This window comes from Streptomyces sp. NBC_00984 (assembly GCF_045162475.1).
Lineage (GTDB): Bacteria > Actinomycetota > Actinomycetes > Streptomycetales > Streptomycetaceae > Streptomyces.
Map to the genome: position 1 here is coordinate 4,708,011 of NZ_CP108734.1, position 23,924 is coordinate 4,731,934.

Below are 23,924 nucleotides of genomic sequence, written 5' to 3' on the forward strand. Positions count from 1 at the left end.
GGCGGGCCGATTGCCCCTACGGCTGGGGTGACGCGATGGCTCTGGCCGCCGCCACCTCCTGGCGCAGCGGGGCCAGTACGCCTTCCTCGTCGCCCGGGAGTTCGGTGCGCACCTCCACCAGGACCTCGCTCGCCCGTATCCCGTCGGCCAGCTCCCGCAGCTGCCGCTGGACCTCCGTGACCTCCGCCGGCGGCGGCTCGGGTGCTCCGTGGTTGACCCGGACCCGGGCCGCCGTCGTCGCGTCCACGATGCGTTCGACCGCGACGACCAGTGGCCACCAGGCGGCGGCCCGGGTGCCGACCGGGGGCGGCTCCGTCAGGGCGCGCTGGAATTCGGAACGTACGACCGACAGATCGCGGTAGATCCGGCGCCGGGCCCGCACCCGTTCCGCGTGGTCGCCGGAGCGGCCCGGCTCGAAGGCGTACGCCACGTAGTCGGCGATGTCCGTCACCGCGTCCGCGAGCCGGTGGCCGATCCGAACGTGCCAGCTCTCCGGCCACAGCAGGTAGCCCGCCACCAGCACGATCGCGCAGCCGATCAGGCTGTCCAGGAAGCGCGGCCAGACCAGATGGAAGCCCTGGTGGTTCAGCAGGTCGGACAGGAGCAGGATCACCGGGGTGATGGCCGCGGTCTGGAAGGCGTAGCCCTTCGCGGTGAGCGCCGGGATCAGCGCGGCGAGCACCACCATCACCGGCACGTCCCACCAGCCGATCGGCACCGCGGCGAGCACCGGTGCGGCGATCACGAGACCGGCCGCGGTGCCCACCGAGCGCAGCACGGCCCGCGAGAACACCGAGCCGAAGTCGGGCTTGAGGACGAACGTGACGGTCAGCGCGACCCAGTAGGAGCGCGGCACCGGGATCAGCGAGGTCAGTGCCTGGGCCAGGCCGATGCAGAGGGCCAGGCGCAGCCCGTACCGCCACGAGGCCCCGGAGAGCAGTACGTCGCGGGTGGCCCGCCGGATCCGTACCCCGAGGACGGCGGGGCGGCCGAGCCGGTCGTCGACGTTGTACGGGTCGGGGTCGGCCTTGTGCACGACGACCGCCGCGTGCCGCAGGGCGCTGTCCACCGCCCGGGTGGCGGGCGAGTCCGGTGCGGGCAGGGTGAGTCCGGGGCGGCCGGTGCGGCTCTCCTCGACGGCGGCGGCCAGTTCGCGTACCGCCGCCGGGATCTCGTCCGGGAGCGTGAGCCGGCGCACATGGACGGCGGGCGCCGCCTCGACGAGCGGGATGACGACATTGAGCTGGGCGAGCAGCCGCACCATGGCGTTGCTGCGGCCGTGGTAGCGGGCCCGGCGGGCCAGGATCAGGTCGTAGGAGGTGTTGAGGGACTGGGTGACGGCGTGGCGCTGGTCCTCGTACGCGTCGGTGCCCGCGGCGGCGAGCAGGTCGGCGACCGCGAGGTAGGTGCCCGCGACCGCGACGCGCTCCGGAAGCTTCCGCCGCAGCGGCCAGGCCAGCAGGGTCAGGGCGAGGACGAACAGACCGCCGACCGTGAGCAGCAGCGGCGCCACCCACCAGGGTTCCGGCATCGGGAGTCCGGCGCCGACCACCGCGTTGAGCAGGAGCAGCAGCCCGGACACGGAGGCGACGGCGCCGATCGTCGACATCATTCCGGAGGCCAGGCCGACCAGGGTCAGCGCGGCGACGGCCGCCCAGCCGGTTCCGTACACCAGCGTGCCGAGCATGATGCCGAGCGCGCCGAAGAGCTGCGGTACGGCGATGTTGAGGATGCGCATCCGGTACGCGTCGGCGGTGTCGCCGATGACGCCGGAGAGCGCGCCCATGGAGACGAGCGCGCCGTACACCGGCCGGTCCAGCGCGAAGCCGACGGCGAGCGGTGCGGCCAGGGATATGGAGGCGCGCAGGACCGCCGCCCAGGCGATGGGTGTGGACGACTGCGGGCGCAGTCCGCTGAGCAGCCAGGGGGGTGGCGTCGCGCGCCGCCGTCCGGATGCGGCCTCCGTGTCGGTCAACGCGTCCCCCTGAGTCGTACGGTCAGCTGCGGTAGCCCTCGACCTCGTCGGCGGGCCGGACCTCCGCCGTGGACGGATCCTCGCCGAACTCGCTCAGTGCACGGCGCTGTCGCAGCAGGTCCCAGCACTGGTCGAGCCGTACCTCAACGGTACGCAGCCGTGACTTCTCGTCCGCGCTCAGGCCCATCTCCCGGGTGGAGCGGTCGCGCAGGCTCCGTTCCTCGGAGATGAGCCCGCCGATGTCGTCGATGATGTCGCGTTCCCGGTCGTCCATGACGTCTCGTCTCCTTCGGGGGAGGTGGGCGGTGTACGGGCGGGGGCTCAGAGCGCGATGACGGTCTTGCCGCGTGCGCCGCCCGTCCGGTTCCGGTCGAGGGCCTGCGGGGCCTTCTCCAGCGGGAGTTCGATGTCGATGGGCACCCGCAGCACACCTTCGGCGGCGCCCGCGGCCAGGACGTCGAGCAGGACCGGGGTGGGTTCGAGCCGGAAGTCGATGCCGGTCACGCCCGCGGGCAGGGCGGCGCCGACGGCGACGCCCCGGGTGGTGAGGGCGATGCCGCCGCCGCGTACCAGGGCGGCATGGGCGGCGAAGGAGTCCGGGGTGGTGGAGACCAGGTCGACCAGTGCGTCGACGCCGTCCGGGCAGCTCTCCCGTACCGCCGCTTCGAGCGGGCGGTCGGTGACGTCGATCGTGACGGCGGCGCCCAGCTCCGTCATCCGCCTGCGCTCGTCGCCGCGCACGGCGGCGATCACGCGTATGTCGCGGGCCGAGGCGAGCTGGGTCAGATAGCTGCCGACGCCGCCCGCCGCACCGACGACCAGCAGGCTCTCGTGGCCGCGGAGCACCGCGATCTCCAGGATCTGGGCGGCCGTCATCCCGGCGGAGGGCAGCGCGGCCGCGGCCCGGAGGGGGAGGCCGGGCGGGACGACGGTGATGGCGGAGTCCTGCGGCACGGACACGTAGTCGCAGTACGTGCCGCCCCCGGCCGCGTTCGGCCGGGCGACCCGGCCGAAGACCTGGTCGCCGACCCGGAAACGGTTGTCGCCGCTGCCGATCATGTCCACCCGGCCGGCGAAGTCCACGCCGATGACCATCGGGAACACGCGCTGCGCCGGTCCGTCGTCCGGGGCACCCTGTGCGGCCTGCCAGTCGGACGGATTGAGCGCGGCGTACTCGATCCTGACCCGTACCTCTCCGGCTTCCGGCTCGGGCTTGGGTATCTCCACCAGTGCGGGGTCGGCCCGGAACGCGCCGACGGCTATGGCTCGCATGCGGATGACCTCTCAGTCGCCCCCGATCCGGCAGTCATGAGATCCACTCTTCCCCGGCCCGCCCGCCGCCGCACGTCGAGCCCGGGGCGCGCCGTCCCCGGCCCGCCCGCAGCCGTACGAGCCCCGCGCACAGCGCCACCGCCAGCCCCGCGGCGCACACGATCCACACCGTCGTGCGCAGCGAGCCCGTCAGCGCGTCGTACACCGCCGCCACCCCCGCCGTCTCGCTGTCCGGCACCTCGGACAGCACCCGGTCGCGGGTGTACGCGATCACCGCGCGCAGCATGAGCGCCCCGAGCGCGAGGCCGAGCCCGGCCAGGGCGGTGGCGGAGAGCGCGGCGAGCCCGGAGCGCCTGCGCCCCGGGCCGCCGCCGCGCGCCCAGGCCACCACCACGGCCAGGACGGCGACCACGAGCGTGCCCACGGCCGGCCAGACGCTGCCGGTCCGCAGCAGGCGGAAGGTCTGGCGCAGCTGGTCGGCGCGGCCGGCGGAGATGAGCGTGATGTCGGTGTGCTGGACCGGGATCCGGTCGGCGAACGGCACCCCGTTCTCCTCCAGATTCTGTTTGACCCGCTCGGTCACGGGCGCCAGATCGATGGTCACGGCCTCGCCGGTGGTGCCGTTCAGAGCGGCGGTGACGGCCTTGTGGGCGGTGCGGTTGGCGGCGTTCCACGCGTCCTGGAAGGCGTCGGTGGTGGTGAAGGACAGCACCGCCTGGCGCAGGAAGTCCCGCACGGTGTTCTGGAGCGGCCCGGCGTCGATCTGCTGCATCGCCCCGTCGGTGATGAGGTCGGTGACGGTGTTCTGCACATCGGCGTCGGAGGCGAGCGGGGCCACCGCGTCGACGTAACGGTCCGTGTTGTCGATCTCCAGATCCACCCAGGCGGACAGCGCGCCGACCGGGACGAGGACGGCGAGCAGCACCACCAGCACCACCGAGAGACCCGCCGAGAGATACGTCCGCACCCTCCCAGGGAATCCCGTGGACGGGCGGCGCGCCCCGGGTTGTGGGCCATCCGAGTTGCCGGGCGGCGCGGCCGGGTGTGCCCTGGAAGGAAACAGGGGCGACGGAAGGAGAACTCCGCCATGTCCACACACGCAGCAATGCCGACCCGCGGACGGACCGGGCCGAGGGCACAGGCACGCGGGCACAGCGCGCTCTCCTGGGCGATACCCGTCACGCTGGGTGCCGCGTACGGCCTCTACGCCTCGTTCATCCTCCGCAACAACGGCGCGAGCGGTGGCCGGCAGTTCTGGTACGGCCTGATCACCGCGGTGGTGCTCGCCGTCCTGTGCTTCGCGCTGGGCCGGATCCAGCACGCCATGCTGCCCCTGGTGCGGGCGGTGGTCTACGGCGCGCTGACGGCTGCGGCGGTCGGCCTGCTGGTCGGGCTGACCGATTCGAGCGTGTTGCGGTCCTCGGCGCTGGGACTGGCGGTCGGCCTCGGCATGTTCATCACCACCTTCTACATCTTCTACACGCACGAGGACATCCGCCCCCGTGCGTGAACGCGGGCGGCACGCACCCGCACGTGCCGCCCGACGACCTGCCGCGCCCCGCTGTCAGCCGTTCGCCGGCGGCGGGGCGCACGACAGCACCGCGTGCACCGTGGTGGCCCGGGTCAGGTCCGCCACCACCTGGCCCGCGTCGGTCCTGAGCGTCATCCGGCCCCGGTGGGTGCGCAGCGGTTCCCCGCAGACCGTTCCGGCGGGGGTGGTGACCGAGACGCGGGGGCCCTCCTTCGACGGCCCGTACCAGGTGATCCCCACGGCCGCGATGAGCAGCGCGGCACAGCAGAGAGTGAACGGCACGCCCCGTGCGAGGGCCTGGGCGGCGCGCAGCGCCTCGGTGTGGTCCTCGGCGACGTGGTCGACCCGGAACGCACCGGTGTCGCCCGCGGCCGCCGGACGGCCGTGGGCGGCGCGCAGCAGCGACAGGCTCCCCGCGGCGCCGCAGAGGAGCGCGAGGAGCAGCACGAGGCCGACGGCGACGGCGTACGGGGCGGCGAGCGAGCCGATGTCGCTGCGGCCCCGGAGGAGGCCGAATCCGACCAGCCCGGCCAGGAGCGCGGCGAGGCCGTTGCGCCAGGCCAGTGCCGACTCCCGGACCCGGGGAAGTTCCCGGCGCAGCAGGGCGCGGTGATGGCGGGCCGCGAGCCGGTCGGCCGGGACCCCGGCCGGTCCCGGTACGGCACGCCAGGTCATCTCCGCTCCCTCTCCAGCAGGATGTTCCAGTACGCCCCGCAGCCCTCCTCGTCGCCGGGCCGGCCAGGATGCTCGGTCGTGCAGACGCAGAGCACCGGTACCGGGACGAGCCCCGTGCCGGTGCGCCGGGGCCGGCCGGTGCGCGGCGCGGCCCGGACGACGGAACGCGTCCAGGTGTAGACCGTCGCGCAGTGGCAGCGCGGGCAGGTGCCGGTCAGGACGGCTCCGTCCCCGGTGGCTTCGATGCGCAGGCCGACGGTGTACGAGGCGGGGTAGCCGGGCTCCGTGACCTCTTCGTACGGGAGGGCGGACGCACGCCCCGTACGAGCGGGGTCCGTCGGGGGGTTTCGCGTGGGCGGGGCGGGCTCGGGCATGAGGCGTCTCCCGTGGGCGGGGCGGCGGACGTCAGTGGCTCGCGTCCGGTTTCCGATGCTGCCAGAAGGCCGGGCCCTGTCCGGGCGCGGAGGCGTCGGCGCGGTACGCCGTCGGCGGTGCGTCGGTGCCGTGCCGCCGCTCGGTGCCGGAATCACCGCTGGCCGGAGGGTTGTTGTCCGGTTTCCGGTCGATTATGGGACGTATTCCGGCGGCTGCCGCGAAACGGTCCTGGCGACCGGTGCCCGTGGGCATCATGTCCGCAACAGGGCCCCGCATCGACTCGGGGGGCGCCGTGACTGCCCGAACGGGCGGCGGGAGGAGGGGTGTTGAACGACACCGACGACGCCGGGCTGCGGGAGCGGGCGGCCGGCGCGATCCGCCGGGCGGCGGGAGCGCGGGCACTGCCCGCGGCGGTCGCCGCGCCGACGGGCCCGCAGGGAGCGGAACGTGACGCGCTGATAGCCGAACTGCGTTTCCTGGGCACGGAGTTCGAACGGGACCTGCCGGGCGATCCGCTGGGGCAGGCGGTGGCGGCCCGGCTCGGGACACTGACCGGCTCGCGGTGGGCGGCCGACGGGGAGGAGTCCGACCGGCACGAGGCGATACGCCTGCTGCGTGGGGCCCGCGCGTCCGGTCTCCTCGCACCGGGCGACCACCTGGGGGCCGCGCGCGAACTCGTCGCCCTGCTGCTGGGCCCGGCGGTGCGCGTCGCTCCGGGCCGCTTCGACAGCGCGATCGGCTTGGACGGGTTCTCGCTGCTGATGCAGATCGGCAAGCCCGAGAAGCTCGGCGGTGCCGGCATCGTCGAAGCCCTTCCCGAAATCCAGCAGCTGGTGGAGGAGATCGGCGGAGCCGCGCCCCCCGTCCTCCAGGGCCTCTCGATGATGAGCGCGTACGCCGAGGCGCTGAACGGGGGCGATGCCCGGGGTCTGGCGGCCATGTGCGAGCAGATGCTCGCCGGTGACCTCGGCCCGATGATGCCCTCCGGCCCGTTGGGCTCCGTCGTGCGGACGCTGATGCCGCTGGTCAGATCCAGCGCACAGGGACTGGCTGACGAGGGCCCGGCATCGGATGCGACGGACCTGGCGGGCGAGGGTCCGGCATCGGATGCGGCGGACCTGGCGGGCGAGGAACCGGCCGCCGTGGGCGGCGGCCCGGCGGCGCAGGACGGGCGTCCGTCGGCCCTGCCGGAACTGGCTCGGGCCGTCTCCGCCCTGTCGGCACCGGATTCGGACGACAACATGCGCGACATCGTGGCCCTGCTCGCCGAGATGGACCGGCCGGGCGTGCTCGCACCGGACGAATTCGCCGAGCTGCTGACCAGGCTGGGTGACCCCGGGCAGGGGGCGGAGCCCGGTGATCAATTCCTGTCCGCACTCGGCGCGATGGGGCTCGGAATCCGCACCGGCCGTCCGGAGGAATTCCAGGAGGCGCTGCGGCTGATCCGCGAGGCCGCGGCGGGCTCGGACGACAAGATGGCCTGGATGGCGCGGAGCATGCTGCCCGGTGCCCTGGTCGGCGCCATGCTGGTCGGCGGGAGCCTCCAGGACCTGGAGGAGGCGCAGGCGGTTCTGGAGGATCTCCTGACCCCCGGTGAGGGGATGTCGGCCGATGCTCTGCCCGAACTGCCGGGCTTGAACGAAGCATTGATGATCAATCAGTGTCTGCGGATCCACATACGGGCGACCGGGGTGGGCGAGGCCGGCGATGAGGCCGGCGATACGGAGACGCTCGAAGCGCTGGTGGGAGAACTCCTCGACATTCTGGACGCCTGTGAGGACACCGAGTGGTCGTTCATCCCGCTCTACGAGCTCGGCGTGGTCCATCTCTCCCTCGCTTGGCTCACCGGCAGCATCGACTCGCTGCGCAGTGCGGTGCACTACCAGGAACAGGCGCTGACGAGCCCGGACGTACCACTGCTGGCACAGCCGATGCTCGACATGAGCTGGGCGCCGCTGCTGACCTTCAGCTCCTTCCTCGAACCCTCCGTCGACCGTATCCAGGAAGGCATCCGGCGGACCCGGGCGACCTTGCTGGGTGCGCCCGTCATGGTCGACCAGCGGGTGCGGGCACGGCAGGCGATCGGGCTGGCCCTCGACGCGGTGTACGGCATGACCGGCGATCCGTCCGTCCTGGACGAGATGATCACCGAGCTGGAGTGCACCGAGGAGGAGCTGACGGGGGTGAGCGGGGGGTCGGCCGCCGCCATGCACTGGCAGCTGGCCGACGCGTACGGGCGGCGAGCCGCCCACGGAGGGGACGACCTGGTCAGGGCGGTCGAGAGCGCCCGGCACTCGCTCCGCACCATTGCCGACGACGTCCTGCTCCAGCAGGGCGTCCAGCACGGCCTCCAGGTCGCCAGGACCGGCGCAAGCCGCGCGCTGGCCGCCGCCGGCTGGGCGGTCCGTGCCGGGCGGCCCGCGGACGCGGTGGCCTGTCTGGAGGAGGGACGGGCCCTGGTCCTCGGGGCGGCGGCGGTCTCGGCCACGGTCGCCGAACGGCTGGCGGAGCGCGGCGAGCACGAACTGGCCGACAGGTGGCGCCGGGAAACCTCCCGGAGAACGACCGGGCCCCGCGCGGGAGGCAGCCGGTCGGAGCTGGCGGAGGTCGTGCTGGGCGCGTCGTTCGGCAGCCCGGAACTGCCGAGCGCCCTGCGTCGCCGGGCCCTGGAACTGCTGCGCCCCGCCGACGGGGAGGACGTCCCCGGGCGGATTCCCGCCGTGTCCGAGCTGGTCGCCGCCGCCGGGCGCGCGGGGATCGACGCGTTGGTGTACCTCCTGCCGGGGCAGGGAGGCGCGGACGGCTCCGCCGTGCTGCTGGTCCCGGGGCAGCCGCCCCGGTCGCTGCCCCTGCCCGGTCTGTCCGCCGAGGGCCGGGCCCCGCTCGACGGCTATCTGGACGCCGCGGCCCAGCACGCCACGGCCCGGCGGGGACAGCAGCGCTGGGAGGCCGCACTGGACGCGCTGTGTGCCTGGGCGGGCGAGACCGTGATGGCCCCCGTCCTCGACGAACTCGCGTTGTGGGAAAGGGGACTCGCGGAGTCGGGCCTGGCGGGCGGCCCCGCGACGCAACCCGCGCCACAACCGGTCCGGCTGACCCTGGTCGCCTGCGGGAACCTCGGTGTGGTGCCCTGGCAGGCGGCCCTGCTCACGGTCCCCCCGGCACCCGGGCACGGCCCGGCACCGGACGGCAGGCCCGGCACGGTACGGGCGTGTGAGCTGGCCGTCCTCGCGTACGCCGCGTCCGGACGGGAGTTCGCACGGTCGGCCGGCCGGGAACGACTGCCGGCCGCCCTGGGACAGGCGCTGGTGTGCGTTCCCGGCTGGGACCTGGACGGTGCCGAGGACGAGATTCTGGCCCTGGCCGACACCTACTACCCGGACGCCGCCCTGTACGGAACCCTGATGACCCGCGACCTGACCCCGGAACCGCCCGAGGGCACCCCGCAGGAAGTGCTGGCGCTGCTGGGGGCGGGGCCCGGACGGGACACCGGGCGCGTCGCCCTCGTGCACCTGGCCTGCCACGGGGTGGCGGGTTCCGACCCCACCGCCTCCGCGCTGGAACTCGGCTGGCCGCAGGGCACGGAACCGGAGGCGGGCAGACTCACGGTCACCGCGCTGCTGGACACACCGTTCGACCGTACGGAGGGGGCGGGCGGCCCCCTGGTCGTGCTCAGCGCCTGCGAGACGGACCTCAGCGCCCGCGACCACGACGAGGCGCTGACACTGACCACGGCCCTGGCACACCGGCTGGCCGCCGACGTGGTGGGTTCCCGCTGGACCGTCCCGGACGTGGCCAGCTCGGTACTGATGACCGTCTTCCACGACCGTCTCGGCGCCGGGCTGGCCCCGCCGGACGCGCTGCGGGCCGCCCAGCGCTGGATGCTGGCGCCGCCCGGCCGACGGGACACCGTGCGCGGTCTGACGCCCGAACTCGGCCGTGCGGCCGCCGAGCTGGACCTGTCGGTGCCGTTCGCCTGGGCCGCCTTCATCCACCAGGGCAATCCGCGACCGGCCGGCCAGGACGGCGCCCCCGGCACGCCTACGTCCGCCCCGTCCGCCTCGCACGCCCTGTCCGCCTCGTCCGCCCCGCTCGCCCCGTGAAAGGAGAAGCACGGAGATGACCCCTGACGCGTTCCTTTCCCTGCTCCGCACCCACTGGCCGATGACGCTCGCCGCTCTCGACGGCGGCCGGCGCGCACGGCTGTGCGACGGTCTGAACGACCTCGCGGCGGCCGGTGACCGCAAGGCCGTCGAACGGGCCCTGCGCGGCCTGCGGCTGCAACTGCGCGCCCTGCCCTCCGGCCACCCGGTGGCCCGGGAGCTGAGCGGCACGGTCCGCTACGCGGACGCCCCGCCCGCCCCGACGGTCGACCGGGCGCTGCTCGGCGAACTCCTCGACCTGTTCGCCGACCCTCCGCCCGGCCCCGCGGAGTTGCTCCGTACCGCTCATGAACGGCTGTGGGAGACCCCGGCCCTGGGCCCGGCGGAACTCGCCCCGGAAACCGCGGACGACCCCGCGGCCGCCGGTCTCATCAGACTGCGCCATCCCGGGGCCGGGGACCGGTATCCCCGGTTCCAGTTCGCCCCGGGCACGACCGAGCCGTTGCCGGTGGTGCGCCGTATCAACCACATCCTGATGGCCGACAAGGACCCCTGGGGTGCCGCGGACTGGTGGCTCGGCGGCAACGGTCGGCTGGCGGGAATCCCGGCCGAACTCCTCGGCGCCGTCCCCGACGAGGACCTCGCGCGGGCCGCACTCGAACTGGTGGCGGGCTGATGGACCAGATCCCGCCCACCGGCGTCGCCATGCGGCCCCTGCTGCGCGTCCTGCCCGCGGGGACCGAGCTCTGGCGCTGCCACGAGAACGGCTTCGGCCCCGAGTCCTTCAACCCCAACCAAGCCCATCCGTACTTCCGCGGCAACCGGTTCGACGCCACCGAACAGGACCCCTACCCGTTCCTCTACGCCGCGCTCGACCCGGTCACCGCGCTCTGCGAAGTCCTGCTGCGCGCGGTCGACTTCGAGGACCGCACGGCGGTGCGGCTGGTCCCGTGGGCGCAGGCGTCCAGGTACACGCTCTCGGTGGTGCGCACCACCCGCGAGCTGTCGCTCGTCGAACTGGCGACGGCCGAGGGCCTGGCCGCCGTCTGGCAGGACTCCTGGCTGGTCGACTCCGAGGCCGGGGACTATCCGAAGACCCGCTACTGGGTGCGGCTGATGCGTGAGCACGCCTCCGAGACGCACGGTCTGGTCTGGGAGTCGAAGCGGTGTCGGCCGAGGAGCGCCCTGCAGCTCTTCGGTGACCGTTGCGGGGAGACACCGCTGGACACCGACCCGGACCGAAGCCTGCGGCTCGACTCCCCCGAGGGCCTGGCCGAGGCGAACCGGCTGCTCAACCCGCTCCGGGCCGTGATCTCCTCGCCGTGGCCGGACTGACGCTCCGCCCCGGCCGGGACGGAGCGGCGCCGCCTCAGCAGGGCCGGTCCCCCGTGATACGGACGGTGCAGCCGACCCGGTGGCCCAGCTGGAGGCGGTCGCCGTGGCGCAGCCGGTGCCGTTCACCCGGCAGGAGGTGACCGCCGTTCACCCAGGTGCCGTTCACGGTTCCGTCGGTCTCCTCGGTGACCCAGACCGTGCCGTCGGGATCGACGCTCACACTGGCATGCCGACGGGACACGACGGGCAGGTCCTTGAAGGCACCGGCCGAGGCGGGGGCCCAGTCCGGGTCCCTGCCGAGCCTCAGTAGCTCCCCGGGCAGGACGGGCAGCGACAGGGCCAGGGTGTCGAAGTGCAGCACCACCCGGGTGCCGGGCGGCGCCGTCCCGCCGCCCTCGCCGCCGATCCGGGCCAGGCAGCGTGGGCAGCGCGCGGTCCCGGGCGGCACGAGAGCCGCGCAGCCGGGGCAGCGCACGCCGGCGGCGGTGTCCGGGGAAGGCTGGACCGGACCGCGCACCTCCTCGTCCGGTACGGATTCCCAGTCGTCGTCGTACCCGTCGTACCCCTCGTAACCGTCGTGCCCGTCGTCCCGGTCCCCGTCGGTGCCCCGGACCGGCGCGGTCATCGCTGACCGGGCAAGAAGCCGGGCGACGTATCGATACGGATCTCCACCCGGCCGTCGTCGCGCTCGTGGACCTCCCGCACCGACACGGTCCAGCCCGCACCGATCGCCGGGTCGGCGAACAGGGCGCGGGCCAGCGGGTTGATCAGGTGCGTCTCCAGCGTCATGCCGATGCCCCGGCCGCCGTTCCACTGGTCGTGCGTGCAGTACTCGGTCAGCTGGGCCCGTGCGTGCGGGGAGAGTTCGAGGGAGATGCTGTGCTCGGCCAGCAACTGGCGCCGGATGTTGTCGATCTGGAGCTTCATGATCCGTTCGGCCACCTCGCCGGAGATGAAGTCGAAGACCACCACGTTGCCGCCGAGCCGGTTCATCAGCTCGGGCCGGCCGATGACGTGCTCGAAGTGACGCTTCACGTTCAGCCGCACGGTCCGGGCCAGTTCCCGGTACGGGGTTCCCGGGCGGACGATCCACTCCCGTTCCTCGGTCTGCGGGTCGGTGCGCTGCACCCCCAGATTGGAGGTGAAGATCAGCACGCATTCGCTGAAGTACGTGGTGACGCCCTGCCCGTCGGTGAGCCTGCCGTCCTCCAGCACCTGGAGGAACTTGTCGAGAACTCCCTTGTCGGCCTTCTCGATCTCGTCGAACAGGATCACCCGGAACGGATTGCCGCGCACCGCGGTCGTCAGCTCTCCGCCCGCCTCGTACCCCACGTATCCGGGCGGGGCCCCCACCAGGCGGTCCGCCGAGTGCGAGGAGGAGAACTCGCTCATGTCGAAGCGCAGATACGCCTGGTCGCTGTCGAACAGCACCGAGGCGACGGCCTTGGCCAGCTCGGTCTTGCCCGTGCCGGTGGGGCCCGCGAAGAACAGCACGCCACGCGGCCGGTGGCCCGGGTTGGTGGCCTGGGAGCCCGAGAGCCCCATCGCGGCCCGCTTGAGGATGTCCAGCGTCATGGAGACGGCCGCCTCCTGACCGAGCACCCGCTCCGGCACGGTGCGTTCGCCCTTGATGATCCGCTGCCGGATCTCGTCGCGCCGCCACGGGTTCTTCTCCACCCCCAGCCGGTACATCCGTACCGCGTCGGGCATGGCGCCGAACGGAATGCCCCGGGAGAGGGCCAGGTCGAGGGATTGCCGCATGGCCCGCAGCGGCAGCCCGACGGACGCCCGTGCGAAGGCGTCCACCGGGTCCTTGCCCGTCACCCCGCCACCGGTGCGGTGCCCGTCGTCGTCCGGCCCGGTGTGCTCGTGCCGCAGGAGGGCGGCCATCCGCCGGCGTTCGTCGGCGTCCGGGTCCGGCACCGCGATGGTGCGGATGCGTTCGCTCCCGGAGACCAGCCAGTTCGGCAGATCGCGTTCGCCCTCGGTGAGCCAGATGACCGGGTTGAACAGCGGTGCGGCGCCGCGGCTCGCGGACGGCGACAGCACGCCCGGCGGCAGCGGGACCGGCGCGGCCTGCTCGGCGAGCTTGAGGCAGGCCACGAAGAAGTCGCGCTCGGACTCGGTGAGCCGGGTGACATCGGTGGTCAGCCGGGCGGCGTGCTCGACGAGCAGGGCGACCCGGAGGGGCGCCGCCGACCGGCCGTTGCCGTGGCCGGCGCGCCGGTGCTCGGCCCAGCCCGTGACGATGCCGTGGAGCAGCGGCTCGATCTCCATGAGGACCGGCGGGCGGTGCCGGTCCCGGCCGCCGGACTGCCGGGTGACATGCAGCAGTTCCTCGACCATCAGCTGTTCGGGGCCCGTGACGACGCGGAAGCCCCGGATCTGGTCGTAGCGGATCAGCGCCTGGTACCCCAGCCTGCGCAGGGCGTTCCACACGACCTCGACCAACGGGTGGTGGGCGTCCCGGGAACGGTGACGCACCAGGTGGAGGTCCTGGATGTTGCCGTGCAGGACGTACTGGGAGTGCACGCCCAGCGTGCTCGTCAGCTCCTCGACGAACAGCGGCACCGCACGCTCCGGCCCGCCCTCCTCCGTGCCGTCCCGGACCTCGGCGGGCGGTCCGTCGTGGCCCGGACGGTGCTTGCGGTAGTCGTGGGACCGCGTGTCCTCGGTGCTGTGGGTGTCCACACCCTTCCTCCGCATCCTCGATCGTGTTCACGTTTTCCGCGACGGCGGGGCGTCGGCCGACCGGTGGGGTCAGCGGTCGCCGGCCGGAGCCGTGCGGTGCCTGGGCCGGTCCTCGTCCCGGCGCCGTTTTCCGTCGTGCGTGTTCCCGGACGTTTCCGGCCGCGCGCCCACGGTGTCCTCGTCGAGCACGAGAACGCCTTCCTCGCCCCGTGTTCCGGGTACGGTGCCGCTCTCCTCGAAGACGAAGTCCAGGGCGACGCCGAGCTGTCGGGCGATCTCCCGCAGCCGGTCCACGTGGTCGCCGGCCCGGTGGCACCGTTCGGCGTCCCGGGCGAGCGCGGCGCTGTCGCGCGCACCGGGCCGTTCGCGGCGCATGGTGGCCACCCGCGCGTGCTCCCCGTCCAGGACGATCCGCAGCCAGTGCTCCTCGCCCCAGCCGGGCGGCGTCCAGTCGAAGCGGACGAGCCGGTCGCGTGGGTGCGACGAGTCGGCCCCCCGGCCCTCGGAGCGGTCCGTGCCGGAGATCGCGAGCCGCAGCATCCGCTCGACGTACCGGCGTTCCAGCTCCGCCAGCCGCTCCGACACCCGGTCGTCCACCTGCTGCTGCTCGTGGGGTTCCAGTCGGCGGCCCTCGTCGAGCACCCGGCGCAGCAGCGCGGTCTCGGCCGGGGCCGGCGGAAGCGGGTCCGTGCCCTGCGGGGCCGTGGTCTCCAGGAAGTGGAGCTGTGCGGCGGCCCGTTCCTCGGCGGCCCGGCGGGCCCGGACGGCACGGTTGGTGTCGGCGACGAAGCGGCGTGCCTCGCGCAGATGGGTGCGGGCCTTGAGCGGGCGGGTCGCGGCGGCGGCGAGCGCGTGCCGCACCGCGGCGGTGGCCGGTGCGGCGTCCTCGGCGGTGGCGGCCACGTCGAGCCGGGCGAGCAGTTCGGCCCCGATCCGCACGGCGTCCTCGTGCCGCAGTTCCTCGGCGGCGGGCGGCTGCGGCAGGGCCTCGTCCTCCCGGCGCGCGACGGAGGGGTCCGCGTCCCGCGCGGCGTCCGGCCGCGACCGGTGCTCGTGCAGCACCGAGGCGCGCCGGGCCCGCAGTTCACGTTGCCAGGCGTCGTCCTCCGGTCCGGCGAAGACGTTCCGGCTCGCCCGCTGCACCCAGTCGGCGTGCGCGGCCTCGGCGTGACGCATCCGCTCGTCCAGGACGGCCAGTCGCTCGCGCAGCCGGGCCAGGGGCATGCCCACCGGGCCGAGGGGGCCGGGGAGCCCGGGGGGCGGCGGCGGGGGAGTGCCGGGCGGGGCCGCCCGCGCTGCCCGCCTTACCCGTGCGAGCAGTGCCTCCCGCCGTGCGTTCGCCCGCGCGGCGGCGAAGGCGGCGACCTCCCACTGCTGGGCCGCAGCGGCGGACGCCTCCTGCCGGCGTTCGAGGCACGCCTGTTCCTCGGCGGCCCGTACGGCCGCCGCCGCGAGCACCTGGGTGGTGACGAGGGCGGCCCGTCCGGCCAGCAGCGCCCCACTGAGCGCTCCCAGGGCGACGGCCGCCGGGGCGAGGAGCTCATGCAGACCGTGGGCCGCCGCGTCGGTCAGGTGCCCGGCGGCCTGGTGGACGGCGTCCGCGGCCCCTGGCACATGGGCGACACCGGGGTGCGCGAAGGCCTGGGCGTGCGGGACGAGATCGCCGACCGACTGGCCGGCCGGTGCGTAGTCCACCGCGGGGAACACCTCGCTGATCGAGGGCAGGGCGACTCCGGTGCTCATCGGTCTCCTCCGGGCGGCGGCAGCGGATGGTGTGGCCGGTACGCGCGTGCCGGGCCCGCGGGCACGACGCCCCGCGGACGGCCGGTGCGGTCCGCGGCCCGCCCGGCGCGCAGCCGGCTCAGCTCCCGGCGCCAGGAGACCGTGCGGTGCACCGTCCAGACGGTGAGTGCCACGACGGTGCCGATCGGCCAGGCCCAGGGCGCGACGGTGACGGCGTAGATCCCCAGGGCCACCGCCGCGGCCAGCAGCGCGGCCGACGGCAGCAGGGTGCGCAGGCCGCGGGACCGGGCGAACCGGGCGGGGCGCTCCGACGTGGCGATCAGCCGCCCGGCGAGCGACCGCCGGGGGTGGTAGTGGGGCGGGCCGATGAACGCCGCGGCGGACAGCTCCAGGGCGAACACCGCGGCGGCGGCGGGCAGGGCCTGCGCCCAGGCGAGTACGACCGCCTGCTGGGAGGCCCGTCCGAGGACATCGGCGAGGCCGATCACGAACCCCCACGGCACGGTGGCCGTAGTGGCCCCGAGCAGCGCCCAGCCCAGCATCGCCGGGCGTTCCAGCCGACGCAGCCAGACAAGGGTGGCGTCCTGGTCGGCGGCCAGCAGCCGGGCGGCCTCCGCCTCGGCCAGCTCCCCGTGGCGCGCCGCGGCCTCGTCGGTGGCGACACCGGTCAGCAGCCGGGCGATGATCAGCCGCAGGGCGTCGTCCGGATCGGCGGCGAGCCGGGTGTACCAGTCGACGGGCACGGCCAGGGCGGCCCGCACCGCGGCGGCCCCCCGTGCCAGTTCCGCCGTGACCCGCCCCGGTTCGTGGGCGAGCCGCAGCAGCATCGCGTCGACGGCATCGGTGCTGCGCAGCCGGGCGCGGGCGGCGCCGCGGTCGCGGGGTCCGCCGCGCCGCGACAGGATCTCGTCGGTCAGCGGCCGCCAGGCGGCCCGGTGCGCGGACCACCGCCGGTGCACCTCGTCGAGTCCGGCGCCGCCCGGACGTTCGGCGAGCAGGGGCAGCAGTTCGTGCCGCAGCAGATCGGTCAGTACCGCGCGGGCCTCGGCGTCGCCGTCCGTGACCGCCTCGGTCAGCTGCCGGATGCCCAGGGTGTCGAGGGGGACCCCGTGGTAGGAGACCTCCAGTCGCGGGCCCAGCCAGTTGATCAGCCGAGCGGTGGTCCGGGCGTCCGGCGGTTCGGCGAGTTCCGCGCGCAGGGCGACGAGCCGTTCGCTCTCCTCGGAGCTGCGGCCGGGGGAGTCGATGAACTGGCCCAGCCACTCGACCAGTTCGGCCCGCCGGTTCCGGCGCCCCAGCAGTCGTCCGGTGGCGAGGCGGTTGACGTCCAGGAGTCGGGCCAGTTCCTCGGCGCCGGTGACCTCCCGGCCCATGAAGGGGAAGGGGCGCAGCGTGCGCCGGGGCGGGAGGTGGTGCGGTGCGGCACCGGACGTGCGGGGTGCCGTCGGTGGGGATTCGCCCCGCAGCCAGGCCGCCACCTGATCGCCGCCCCAGCGGTGCTCCGGTGCGCGGGTGAGCAGTCCTTGGCAGAGCATCAGCAGGCGGGGGTCGGTCACCAGGGGCAGTTCGGGGTCGTGGGTGGCGACCTCGGTCAGCACCTCCTCGTCGCCGCGGAAGTCGATCGGGTGGCTGCCGCCGGCCAGTTCGGCGACGACCATGCCGAGGGACCACCAGTCGACGGCGGGGGTCACGGCCTGCCGGTGCGGGGCCGCCTCCGGTGCGAGGTAGAGAGGTTTGCCCACCCAGCCGCGCCGGCGCGGCCGGTCGTGCTGCGGCTCGTGCACCGCCGCGCCGAAGTCGATCAGCACCAGTTCGGGCCGGTCCTCGTTCTGGATCCGCACCATGATGTTGTCGGGCGTGACGTCGCGGTGCACGATGTCCCGCGCGTGCACCGCGACCAGCGCCGCGTGGAGCTGTTCCACGACGGCCCGGACCAGGGCGGGCGGCAGCGGCCCGGGGTGGTCGGCGTGGTAGCGGGCGAGGTCGGTCTCGCCGTACGAGAGGGTCAGGTCGTAGGGGTGGCCGTCGGCGGTGCCGCTCTCCAGCAGCCCGGCGACCGGCCCGCCCGGCCCTTCGGCCAGGACGCGGCGGACGCCGGGGTCGGGGCCGAACCGGTGGTGGTACCACTTCAGTACGAGGGGGACGTCGGCGGACGCGTGCCGGGCCTCCCGGTCCTTGACCCGCAGCACCACGGCCTGGGACGGCCGGTGGACGCTGCTCAGCACCTGGGTGAGGTCGAAGCGTCCGCCCAGTGCGGCCGGCACCCGGTCCAGCCCCTTGCGGGTCTCCGCGTCGCGCGGATCGCGGTAGCCGGTTCCGGCCTCGTCGACTTCCACTTCCGTGGGCGGCGGAACAGTCATGCGACATGCCTTCCGATGACGGGGCCGGGCCGGGCGGGGACGGTGGCCGTACCGCCCGGCCGGACAAGGTTGTCCAGAGGACCTCCCGCGGGCGGACGGGCGGGCATATCGTGTCGGCCATGAGCCAGGAGACCCAGCCCTCCTCGTCCGCTCCAGAACCCCTCGGGCCCGCGCCCTCGGAGACATCGCCCGGCACCGCGGGGCCACCCGGTGAGCCGCCCCGTGCCGGAGGCCGGGTGCTTCCGCCGCTGCCCGGCGCCGAGCGGCTGGCCGCGGAGCTGCGCGCGCTGCGCCGGCCCGGTCTGGCCGGCCTGCGCACCCTGCGGCCCGAGGCCCTGATCAGAGTGGCCGTCGCCGCGGGCCTGAGCGGGGGTTTCGACGACGAGGCCGCCGGAGTGGAGACGCTGCTGAAGGCCGGAGTGCGGCATCTCGGCGGACGCACCCTGTCCGCCGACGGCACCCGGGGCGACCCGCTCGCCAGGGCGGCGGCCCACACCTTCGGGCTGCTGCCGGACTGGCGGGGCGTTTCGGGCCAGGAACGCCGCAAGGCCGCGGCAGCCGTCTACGGCGTCACGTCCGAACGCTTCCGCAAGAGCCAGGAGCAGGAGGTGATCGCGGAACTGGCGCTCGCGGTACTGGCGGTGGCGCGGGCGGCCATCACCGGACCGCCTCCGTCCGGTCTGCCCGGTCTGTCCGGCCCGCCCGGCCCGGACGGTGGCGGAGGCGGTCCGGTGACGCGGACGCCGGAGCCGGTGCCCGACCCGCCGACCCGGCTGACCGGACCACCGCTGTCGGCCGCCGCCGTGCACCGGGTCACCGTGCACGTCGCGTCCATCGAACTGCTGCGGGACATCGACATCCTGGTGTCCTCGGAGAACATCTATCTGGAGATGTCCAAGACGTTCCGCTCCACCGTGTCCGGCTCGCTGCGCAGGGCCGCCGCGATCCGCGACGAGGCGGGCGAGACGGTCGACGACGTCCTCGCCCGTGAACTGGTCGAGTGGATGCGGGCCCACGGCCGGTCCGGGCTCCCGGTGCGCCCCGGCACCGTCGTCCCGACCTCGCCGGGAGCCCTCGCCGAGCGCGGCGTGCGCCGCATCCACCACGCGGCCGTCGCTTCCCCCACGAGCGACGGACACGGCTATCGAGTCGATCCGCACGTCCTCGCCGAGGCGGTCTCGGCCAGCTTCCGGCTGGCCCGCGCGGAACGCGACAGGTACGACCCGCCGCTCTCCTCCCTCTGCTTCCCCCTGCTCGGCGCGGGGCACGGACTGCCGCCGGAGAAGGCGGCGCGCTGGCTGTGCTGGGCCGTCCACGAGGAGTTGAGCCGCGATCCGTCCTGGACGGTGCACCTGGTGGCCCAGCGCCCCGAACTGGCGAAACTCCTCACGGCCGCCAGCTCCGCCCCCTGAGTCGTAGCCCACGCTCTCTCAACTGCCTTTCGAAATAGGTGAGTTCTCCTCGTCGCGGCACTCCGAAGAGCCGTACCGAGGGAGGACCGGACGGCCCGTCGGACGCCCGCGCCGGCTCCACGACGACCTGTACCGTCGGCCCGTCCGCCTCCCGGTCCAGATGCGGCGCGTACCGGACCCGGCCGAGGCCGCTCTGCGGCGTCAGCCGCTGGTTCGCGGAGCCGCGCCACACCAGCCCGGTCGGTTCGGCGATCCGGAAGCGCCCGGTCACCACGGCGTCCGCCGGCGCCAGGGCGGCCCGCCGGGCCGCGTCCAACTCGGGCTCCTCGTAACCGGTGTAGACCAGCAGATCGGCGGGGAGGCCGTCGTCGGTCGCGCCGGGGCGGGTCCACGCGGCACGCAGCAGGGCGGCGCCCCGGAGCAGTTCCGCCAGGGCCGCGGGCTGGGCGAGCGGCTCGCCGCCGCTCACCGTCAGGCCCGCGGCGCCGCGGGCGAGCGCGGCCCGCCACAGCTCCAACAGCTCCGCCACGTCCATGGATTCGCCGTTCTCCGGCTCCCAGGTGTGCCGCGACATGCAACCGGGGCACGCCAGCGGACAGCCCTGCAGCCAGATGCCCAGCCGTGGGCCCGGCCCCAGCGTCTCCACCGGGAAGTGCGTCCCGCCGACCCTGACCCGCATCCGTCCTCCCCCCTTCCCGCCGAGCCGTCCGCTCCGGCAACACCGAGCAGGCGCCGGAGACTTCGTCCGAAACGAGTATCGAGCGAACGGGCGGGGCGCGGCACATTTCTTCCGGTGGATTTCCGGGCGTTTCCGGGTGCGTTCCGGTCGCTTTCCGGGCCCCTTCCGGATGTGTTCCGGGAAATTCCCGCGGAGCCGAATGCGCGGTCGAAAGGCCGGGAATTTCCCTTACCCGGTCGGCTACGCTCCGTTCCCCGATTCAGCTTCGGGGTTCTTCCGGTGAACCGCCAGGGGCGGGTGCGGCGGGGGCGACGGACCGGACCATGCCGTGCGAGAGAAGCCGCCGGAGCGCGCTCGAACGGAGAAAAGGCGGTTGCCGGAGGGCGGCTGCACGGGGGAAGGGGATTCCGCCATGAGAATCGACACGAACCGCTTCAGAAGTCCGGCCCGGTATGCCTGGGTCGGCCGGATCATCGCATTCCACGACAGGTATCAGGGCCGGAGGGACGCGCCCGGTCTGCGGGCCCGGCTCGCTTCGCTGCCGCACCCGGACACCTTGCCGCGGGGCGCCGCCGATCCGTACCCGGAACTGCTGACCCCCCATGTGCAGGGGATACGGGCGAGTGCCTCGCGCGGGGCCGACCAGCTGCGCTCGCGGCTGCTGCACGACGAACGCGAGCTGTGTGCGCGGATCCACGCCGAGTCCGTGCGGGTGGTCACCCAGTACGACGTGCGGCAGGCCCCCGCGCCGGCCGCCCTCGCCCGGTACGGCGAACTCATCGGTGTGTGGCGGGCCTCGGCGGGCGTGTGCCGGGGCCGGGCCGCTGTCCTGACCCACGAGGCCAACCAGCGGCTCGCCCGTTACTGGACAGCGGTCCTGACGAACCTTCAGTCACGTGCCGGGGAGGGGCCGTTCCCGCTGGACCACCCGCACCTGCTGCCCGGCCACATCGTTCTCGACGAGTCCTGGCAGCACACCGACGACTGGCTGCGGGTGGACGGCGGGCTGTGGGCCGCCCCGGCCCGGGGCCGGACCGAACACCCGGTGACCCGTGCGCTGGCCATCCTCGACGCCCAGCCCGTGCGGGGCGCGGATCCCGCCGCCCCGCACAGGGCGACGGCGGGCCCGGGACGGGGGCGCGGATGACCCGCCCGACACCGGTCGTGCCACCGGCGCGCGCCGCGCAGCGACCGGTCACCACCGGCGAATTCCAGGAAACCGTGAACCATCGCACGAACACGGAGAGAGCGATGAACGTGCCCCACCCGCCCGGCCGTCCGCCCGTCGCCGGGCCGCCACACCGATCCGGCCGCTTCCGGCGCGCCGCCTCGGCCCTGGTGCTCGCCGCGTCGCTCGTGGCCGTCGCCGGCTGCTCCTCGCCCTCCGGGGGCGATGAACTCCGCACGCCCTGCGGGCTGGTCATCGACGGTTCGGGTTCCGGAGCGGCCGGCAGCCGGGGCTTCGACGCCGAGGCGAAACTCAAGTCCACGCTGGTCCCCTTCCTGACCGAACGGCACTGCGGCACGCTGGCGTTCGCCCCGGTCACCCGGTCCTCGCAGACCTCCTCCTGCCGGGTCGGGGACATCGACCTCGATCCGCCGGGGGACGAGACCTCCGACCGCGACAGCATGCGCAGGTCGTCGCGGGTCCTGGCGCTCACGGGCGCGCTCACCATGCTGAAGTGCGCCCGCACACAAGGGGGTTCGGATGTGCTCGGGGGCCTGGCGCGGATCGGCGACGCCATGCCGTCCGGCAAGGGGACGCCGAGCCTGCTGGTGGTGAGCGACTTCGAGCAGGCCGACAAGGAGTTCACGCTGAGGGTGGGTGAGATCGCGACGGAGGAGAGCCGGGAGCGGGCCGTCGACACCCTGCTCGGCGACAGGGGCGTACCGGGAATCGCCGGGATGGACGTCTATCCCGTCGGCTACGGCATGCGCCACGATGCCAGGCCGAGCGAGTACCGGCCGTTCGACGCGTTCTGGTCCGAGATCCTGAGCGGGAGGGCGAAGGCGCATGTCCACGACGACTACCGGAAGTGACCCCGGGGAGCCGCGCCGGCGGCGGCTCAGGATTCCGGGGCCGCTGCGCGCCGGGGCCGGAAGCCGGGGCGCGGACCGCCGGGTCGCGGAGCCGGAGGCGGGGCCCACGCGCCACCCTCTGGTCCTGACGGACCGGCAGCAGCGGCGCCTGATCGAGGATGCCCGCAAGCGTGGGGCCGGGGCGGTCACGGGCCGGAGGCGGCCCGCCGTGCGCGGCCGGGCCGCCCGGTCGGGCGCACTCGACCCCTGGGTGCTCGACAGCGGCGGCCGGGTGCCCTACTTCGCCGAACTCGCCTCGGTGCGCGACATGTTGCAGGCGCAGCTGCGGGAGCAGGCGGCGGACATGGAGGAGGCGGCGCTCCTGCGGGACGCGCGCGCCAGGTCGGACGTGGAAGCGGCCGAGGTGGAGAGCCGGCTGCAGGACGAGCTGTTGCGGGAGGCCGACGAACAGGTCCGGTCGTCCTGGCGCCAGCTGAACCGGCTCGCGGCCCGTGCGGTGCGGTGGGAACGGTTCCGGGACGGTGTCCGGGAGCGGGTCGAACTCCGGTGGATCCAGGCCCGGTTCCCCGACGCGGAGGCCACCGGGGAGAGCGGTGCGGCGTCCCGCCCGGAGGGGACGCCGCCCGGAGGCGACGACGGGGCCCCCGCCGGGCGGCGCGGCCCCGCGCCGGTGCCCGACGAGGGTTCGGCCGACGACGGTTCGGCCGACGACGACTGGCAGTCGCTCGATCCCGCCGGGGACGCGGACGCCGGCCGGCCGCCCACCGGCCGTGGCCCCGCCCCGAGGGAGGAGCGGGAGGCGGAGTTCCTCGGCGACCTGGCTCCGCCGTCCGACCCGGGCTGGGAAGGCATGCCGGCACGTCCGGGCATGCCCGCGTGGCTGACCTGGGCCATGCTGCTCGCCATCGCGGCGGTCGAGATACCGATCTACTGGATCGCCTTCCAGCCCTTCCACGGAACGGGCAGCAAGAGCGCCGACTTCCTGTCCGGCACGCTGGCGATCTCCACCGCCGTACTGATGGTGCTCCTGCCGCACCTGGCGGGGCGGACCCTGCGCAGCCGCGCGGCGACCGGATCCGTCAAGGCCGCCGCGCTTCCGGCGCTGGCCCTGCTGGGGGTCTGGGGGTTCTCCGGATGGGCCCTGGGCGACCTGCGGGCCAGGCTGGTGCTCAAGCACCCCGACCCCATCGACGCCCCGTCGCAAATCAGTGGCTTCGACGGTGCGAAGGACCTCCTCACACCGTCGACACTGGTGGACAGCCTCCATCTGACCCCGCACACCATCACCTGGATGTTCGTGGCCCTGCTCTTCCTGTCCGGCGGCATCGGCTTCCTGCTGGGGCTGCTCAAGGAGCACCCCTACCTGGACGCGTACCGCGCGGCCCTGGAACGCCGGGCCGACAGGGTCAGGCAGCGGGAGGAGGCCCGCGCCGCCGCGGACCGGGCCGGCTCGCTCGACCGGTCGGCGCAGGACCGTTCGGCCCAGCGCCGGGAGGCGGTGGAAGCCCGGGTCCGGGCCACGGACGACCTGTACGAGGCGGCGGCCCATGCCTTTCTGGAAGGGGCGATGGAGCGGTCGAGCGATCCCGCGGTGACCGAGGCGGCGATGAAGCTCTCCGCCACCTGGCCGTTGCTGCCGCGCCGTTCCGGGCCCCCGGCCGGCCGGGGCGCGTGAGGGCCGGCATCTCGGACCGGTACGCAAAAGGGCGGGCCCGCACCTGGTCGTGCGGACC

General features: G+C 74.4%; 19 protein-coding genes. 8 read left to right on the forward strand and 11 right to left on the reverse strand.

Annotated features, from left to right (window positions below):
* Window positions 1-16 precede the first annotated feature (16 nt).
* From OG520_RS20910 to OG520_RS20925, 4 genes are read right to left on the reverse strand one after another with little or no spacing between them, the layout of a single operon-like run.
* A complete protein-coding gene (locus OG520_RS20910) occupies window positions 17-1,975 on the reverse strand; it encodes an FUSC family protein (RefSeq protein WP_406014158.1) in 1,959 nt (652 codons plus the stop codon).
* 22 nt (window positions 1,976-1,997) lie between these two features.
* Window positions 1,998-2,249, reverse strand: a complete 252-nt coding sequence (locus OG520_RS20915) for a DUF2630 family protein (RefSeq protein WP_266417045.1) — start codon at window positions 2,247-2,249, stop codon at window positions 1,998-2,000.
* Between the two features lie 47 nt (window positions 2,250-2,296).
* A complete protein-coding gene (locus OG520_RS20920; RefSeq protein WP_406014159.1) occupies window positions 2,297-3,247 on the reverse strand; it encodes an NADP-dependent oxidoreductase in 951 nt (316 codons plus the stop codon).
* Between the two features lie 34 nt (window positions 3,248-3,281).
* Window positions 3,282-4,214, reverse strand: a complete 933-nt coding sequence (locus tag OG520_RS20925) for a hypothetical protein (RefSeq protein ID WP_406014160.1) — start codon at window positions 4,212-4,214, stop codon at window positions 3,282-3,284.
* 120 nt (window positions 4,215-4,334) lie between these two features.
* Between OG520_RS20925 and OG520_RS20930 the strand changes: the two genes are divergently transcribed.
* Window positions 4,335-4,757, forward strand: coding sequence for a hypothetical protein (locus OG520_RS20930; protein WP_399328597.1), 423 nt, complete (start codon window positions 4,335-4,337; stop codon window positions 4,755-4,757).
* Window positions 4,758-4,811: 54 nt separating this feature from the next.
* Here OG520_RS20930 and OG520_RS20935 read toward each other — a convergent pair whose 3' ends face one another.
* Both OG520_RS20935 and OG520_RS20940 read right to left on the reverse strand, forming a co-directional pair.
* Window positions 4,812-5,453 carry a hypothetical protein gene (locus OG520_RS20935; protein ID WP_406014161.1) on the reverse strand — a complete coding sequence of 214 codons (642 nt, stop codon included), beginning with the start codon at window positions 5,451-5,453 and terminating at the stop codon, window positions 4,812-4,814.
* Window positions 5,450-5,827 carry a hypothetical protein gene (locus OG520_RS20940; protein WP_406014162.1) on the reverse strand — a complete coding sequence of 126 codons (378 nt, stop codon included), beginning with the start codon at window positions 5,825-5,827 and terminating at the stop codon, window positions 5,450-5,452. The genes OG520_RS20935 and OG520_RS20940 overlap by 4 nt, the downstream gene beginning before the upstream one ends.
* A 327-nt stretch (window positions 5,828-6,154) precedes the next feature.
* Here OG520_RS20940 and OG520_RS20945 point away from each other — a divergent pair, with 327 nt between their 5' ends.
* From OG520_RS20945 to OG520_RS20955, 3 genes are read left to right on the forward strand one after another with little or no spacing between them, the layout of a single operon-like run.
* Window positions 6,155-9,931, forward strand: a complete 3,777-nt coding sequence (locus tag OG520_RS20945; protein ID WP_406014163.1) for a CHAT domain-containing protein — start codon at window positions 6,155-6,157, stop codon at window positions 9,929-9,931.
* A 16-nt stretch (window positions 9,932-9,947) separates the two neighbouring features.
* Complete coding sequence (locus tag OG520_RS20950) at window positions 9,948-10,607, forward strand: hypothetical protein (protein ID WP_406014164.1); 660 nt, start codon at window positions 9,948-9,950, stop codon at window positions 10,605-10,607.
* Window positions 10,607-11,266, forward strand: coding sequence for an RES family NAD+ phosphorylase (locus tag OG520_RS20955; protein WP_399328593.1), 660 nt, complete (start codon window positions 10,607-10,609; stop codon window positions 11,264-11,266). The genes OG520_RS20950 and OG520_RS20955 overlap by 1 nt, the downstream gene beginning before the upstream one ends.
* A gap of 34 nt (window positions 11,267-11,300) precedes the next feature.
* Here OG520_RS20955 and OG520_RS20960 read toward each other — a convergent pair whose 3' ends face one another.
* The 4 genes from OG520_RS20960 to OG520_RS20975 form a co-directional block, all read right to left on the reverse strand.
* Window positions 11,301-11,891, reverse strand: coding sequence for an FHA domain-containing protein (locus OG520_RS20960; RefSeq protein ID WP_406014165.1), 591 nt, complete (start codon window positions 11,889-11,891; stop codon window positions 11,301-11,303).
* On the reverse strand, window positions 11,888-13,957 hold the full coding sequence (locus OG520_RS20965) for an AAA family ATPase (protein ID WP_406014166.1): 2,070 nt from the start codon (window positions 13,955-13,957) through the stop codon (window positions 11,888-11,890). Before OG520_RS20965 ends, OG520_RS20960 begins: the two co-directional genes overlap by 4 nt.
* Window positions 13,958-14,026: 69 nt before the next feature.
* A complete protein-coding gene (locus tag OG520_RS20970) occupies window positions 14,027-15,700 on the reverse strand; it encodes a hypothetical protein (protein ID WP_406014167.1) in 1,674 nt (557 codons plus the stop codon).
* Entirely contained in the window at window positions 15,697-18,060 is a 2,364-nt protein-coding gene (locus OG520_RS20975) for a protein kinase domain-containing protein (protein WP_406014168.1), read from the reverse strand. Before OG520_RS20975 ends, OG520_RS20970 begins: the two co-directional genes overlap by 4 nt.
* Before the next feature lie 119 nt (window positions 18,061-18,179).
* Here OG520_RS20975 and OG520_RS20980 point away from each other — a divergent pair, with 119 nt between their 5' ends.
* On the forward strand, window positions 18,180-19,472 hold the full coding sequence (locus tag OG520_RS20980; protein ID WP_399328588.1) for a macro domain-containing protein: 1,293 nt from the start codon (window positions 18,180-18,182) through the stop codon (window positions 19,470-19,472).
* Here OG520_RS20980 and OG520_RS20985 read toward each other — a convergent pair.
* Window positions 19,447-20,151 (reverse strand): 4Fe-4S cluster-binding domain-containing protein, encoded by a 705-nt coding sequence (locus OG520_RS20985; RefSeq protein WP_406014169.1) that lies wholly within the window; start codon window positions 20,149-20,151, stop codon window positions 19,447-19,449. The two genes, OG520_RS20980 and OG520_RS20985, sit on opposite strands and share 26 nt — an antisense overlap.
* A 412-nt stretch (window positions 20,152-20,563) precedes the next feature.
* Here OG520_RS20985 and OG520_RS20990 point away from each other — a divergent pair, with 412 nt between their 5' ends.
* From OG520_RS20990 to OG520_RS21000, 3 genes are all read left to right on the forward strand, one after another.
* The gene (locus OG520_RS20990) at window positions 20,564-21,298 is read left to right on the forward strand and encodes a hypothetical protein (protein ID WP_406014170.1); all 735 of its coding nucleotides are present in this window, start codon (window positions 20,564-20,566) and stop codon (window positions 21,296-21,298) included.
* A 104-nt stretch (window positions 21,299-21,402) separates the two neighbouring features.
* Window positions 21,403-22,191 (forward strand): hypothetical protein, encoded by a 789-nt coding sequence (locus OG520_RS20995; protein ID WP_406014171.1) that lies wholly within the window; start codon window positions 21,403-21,405, stop codon window positions 22,189-22,191.
* Window positions 22,166-23,866 (forward strand): hypothetical protein, encoded by a 1,701-nt coding sequence (locus tag OG520_RS21000; protein ID WP_406014172.1) that lies wholly within the window; start codon window positions 22,166-22,168, stop codon window positions 23,864-23,866. Before OG520_RS20995 ends, OG520_RS21000 begins: the two co-directional genes overlap by 26 nt.
* Window positions 23,867-23,924 lie beyond the last annotated feature (58 nt).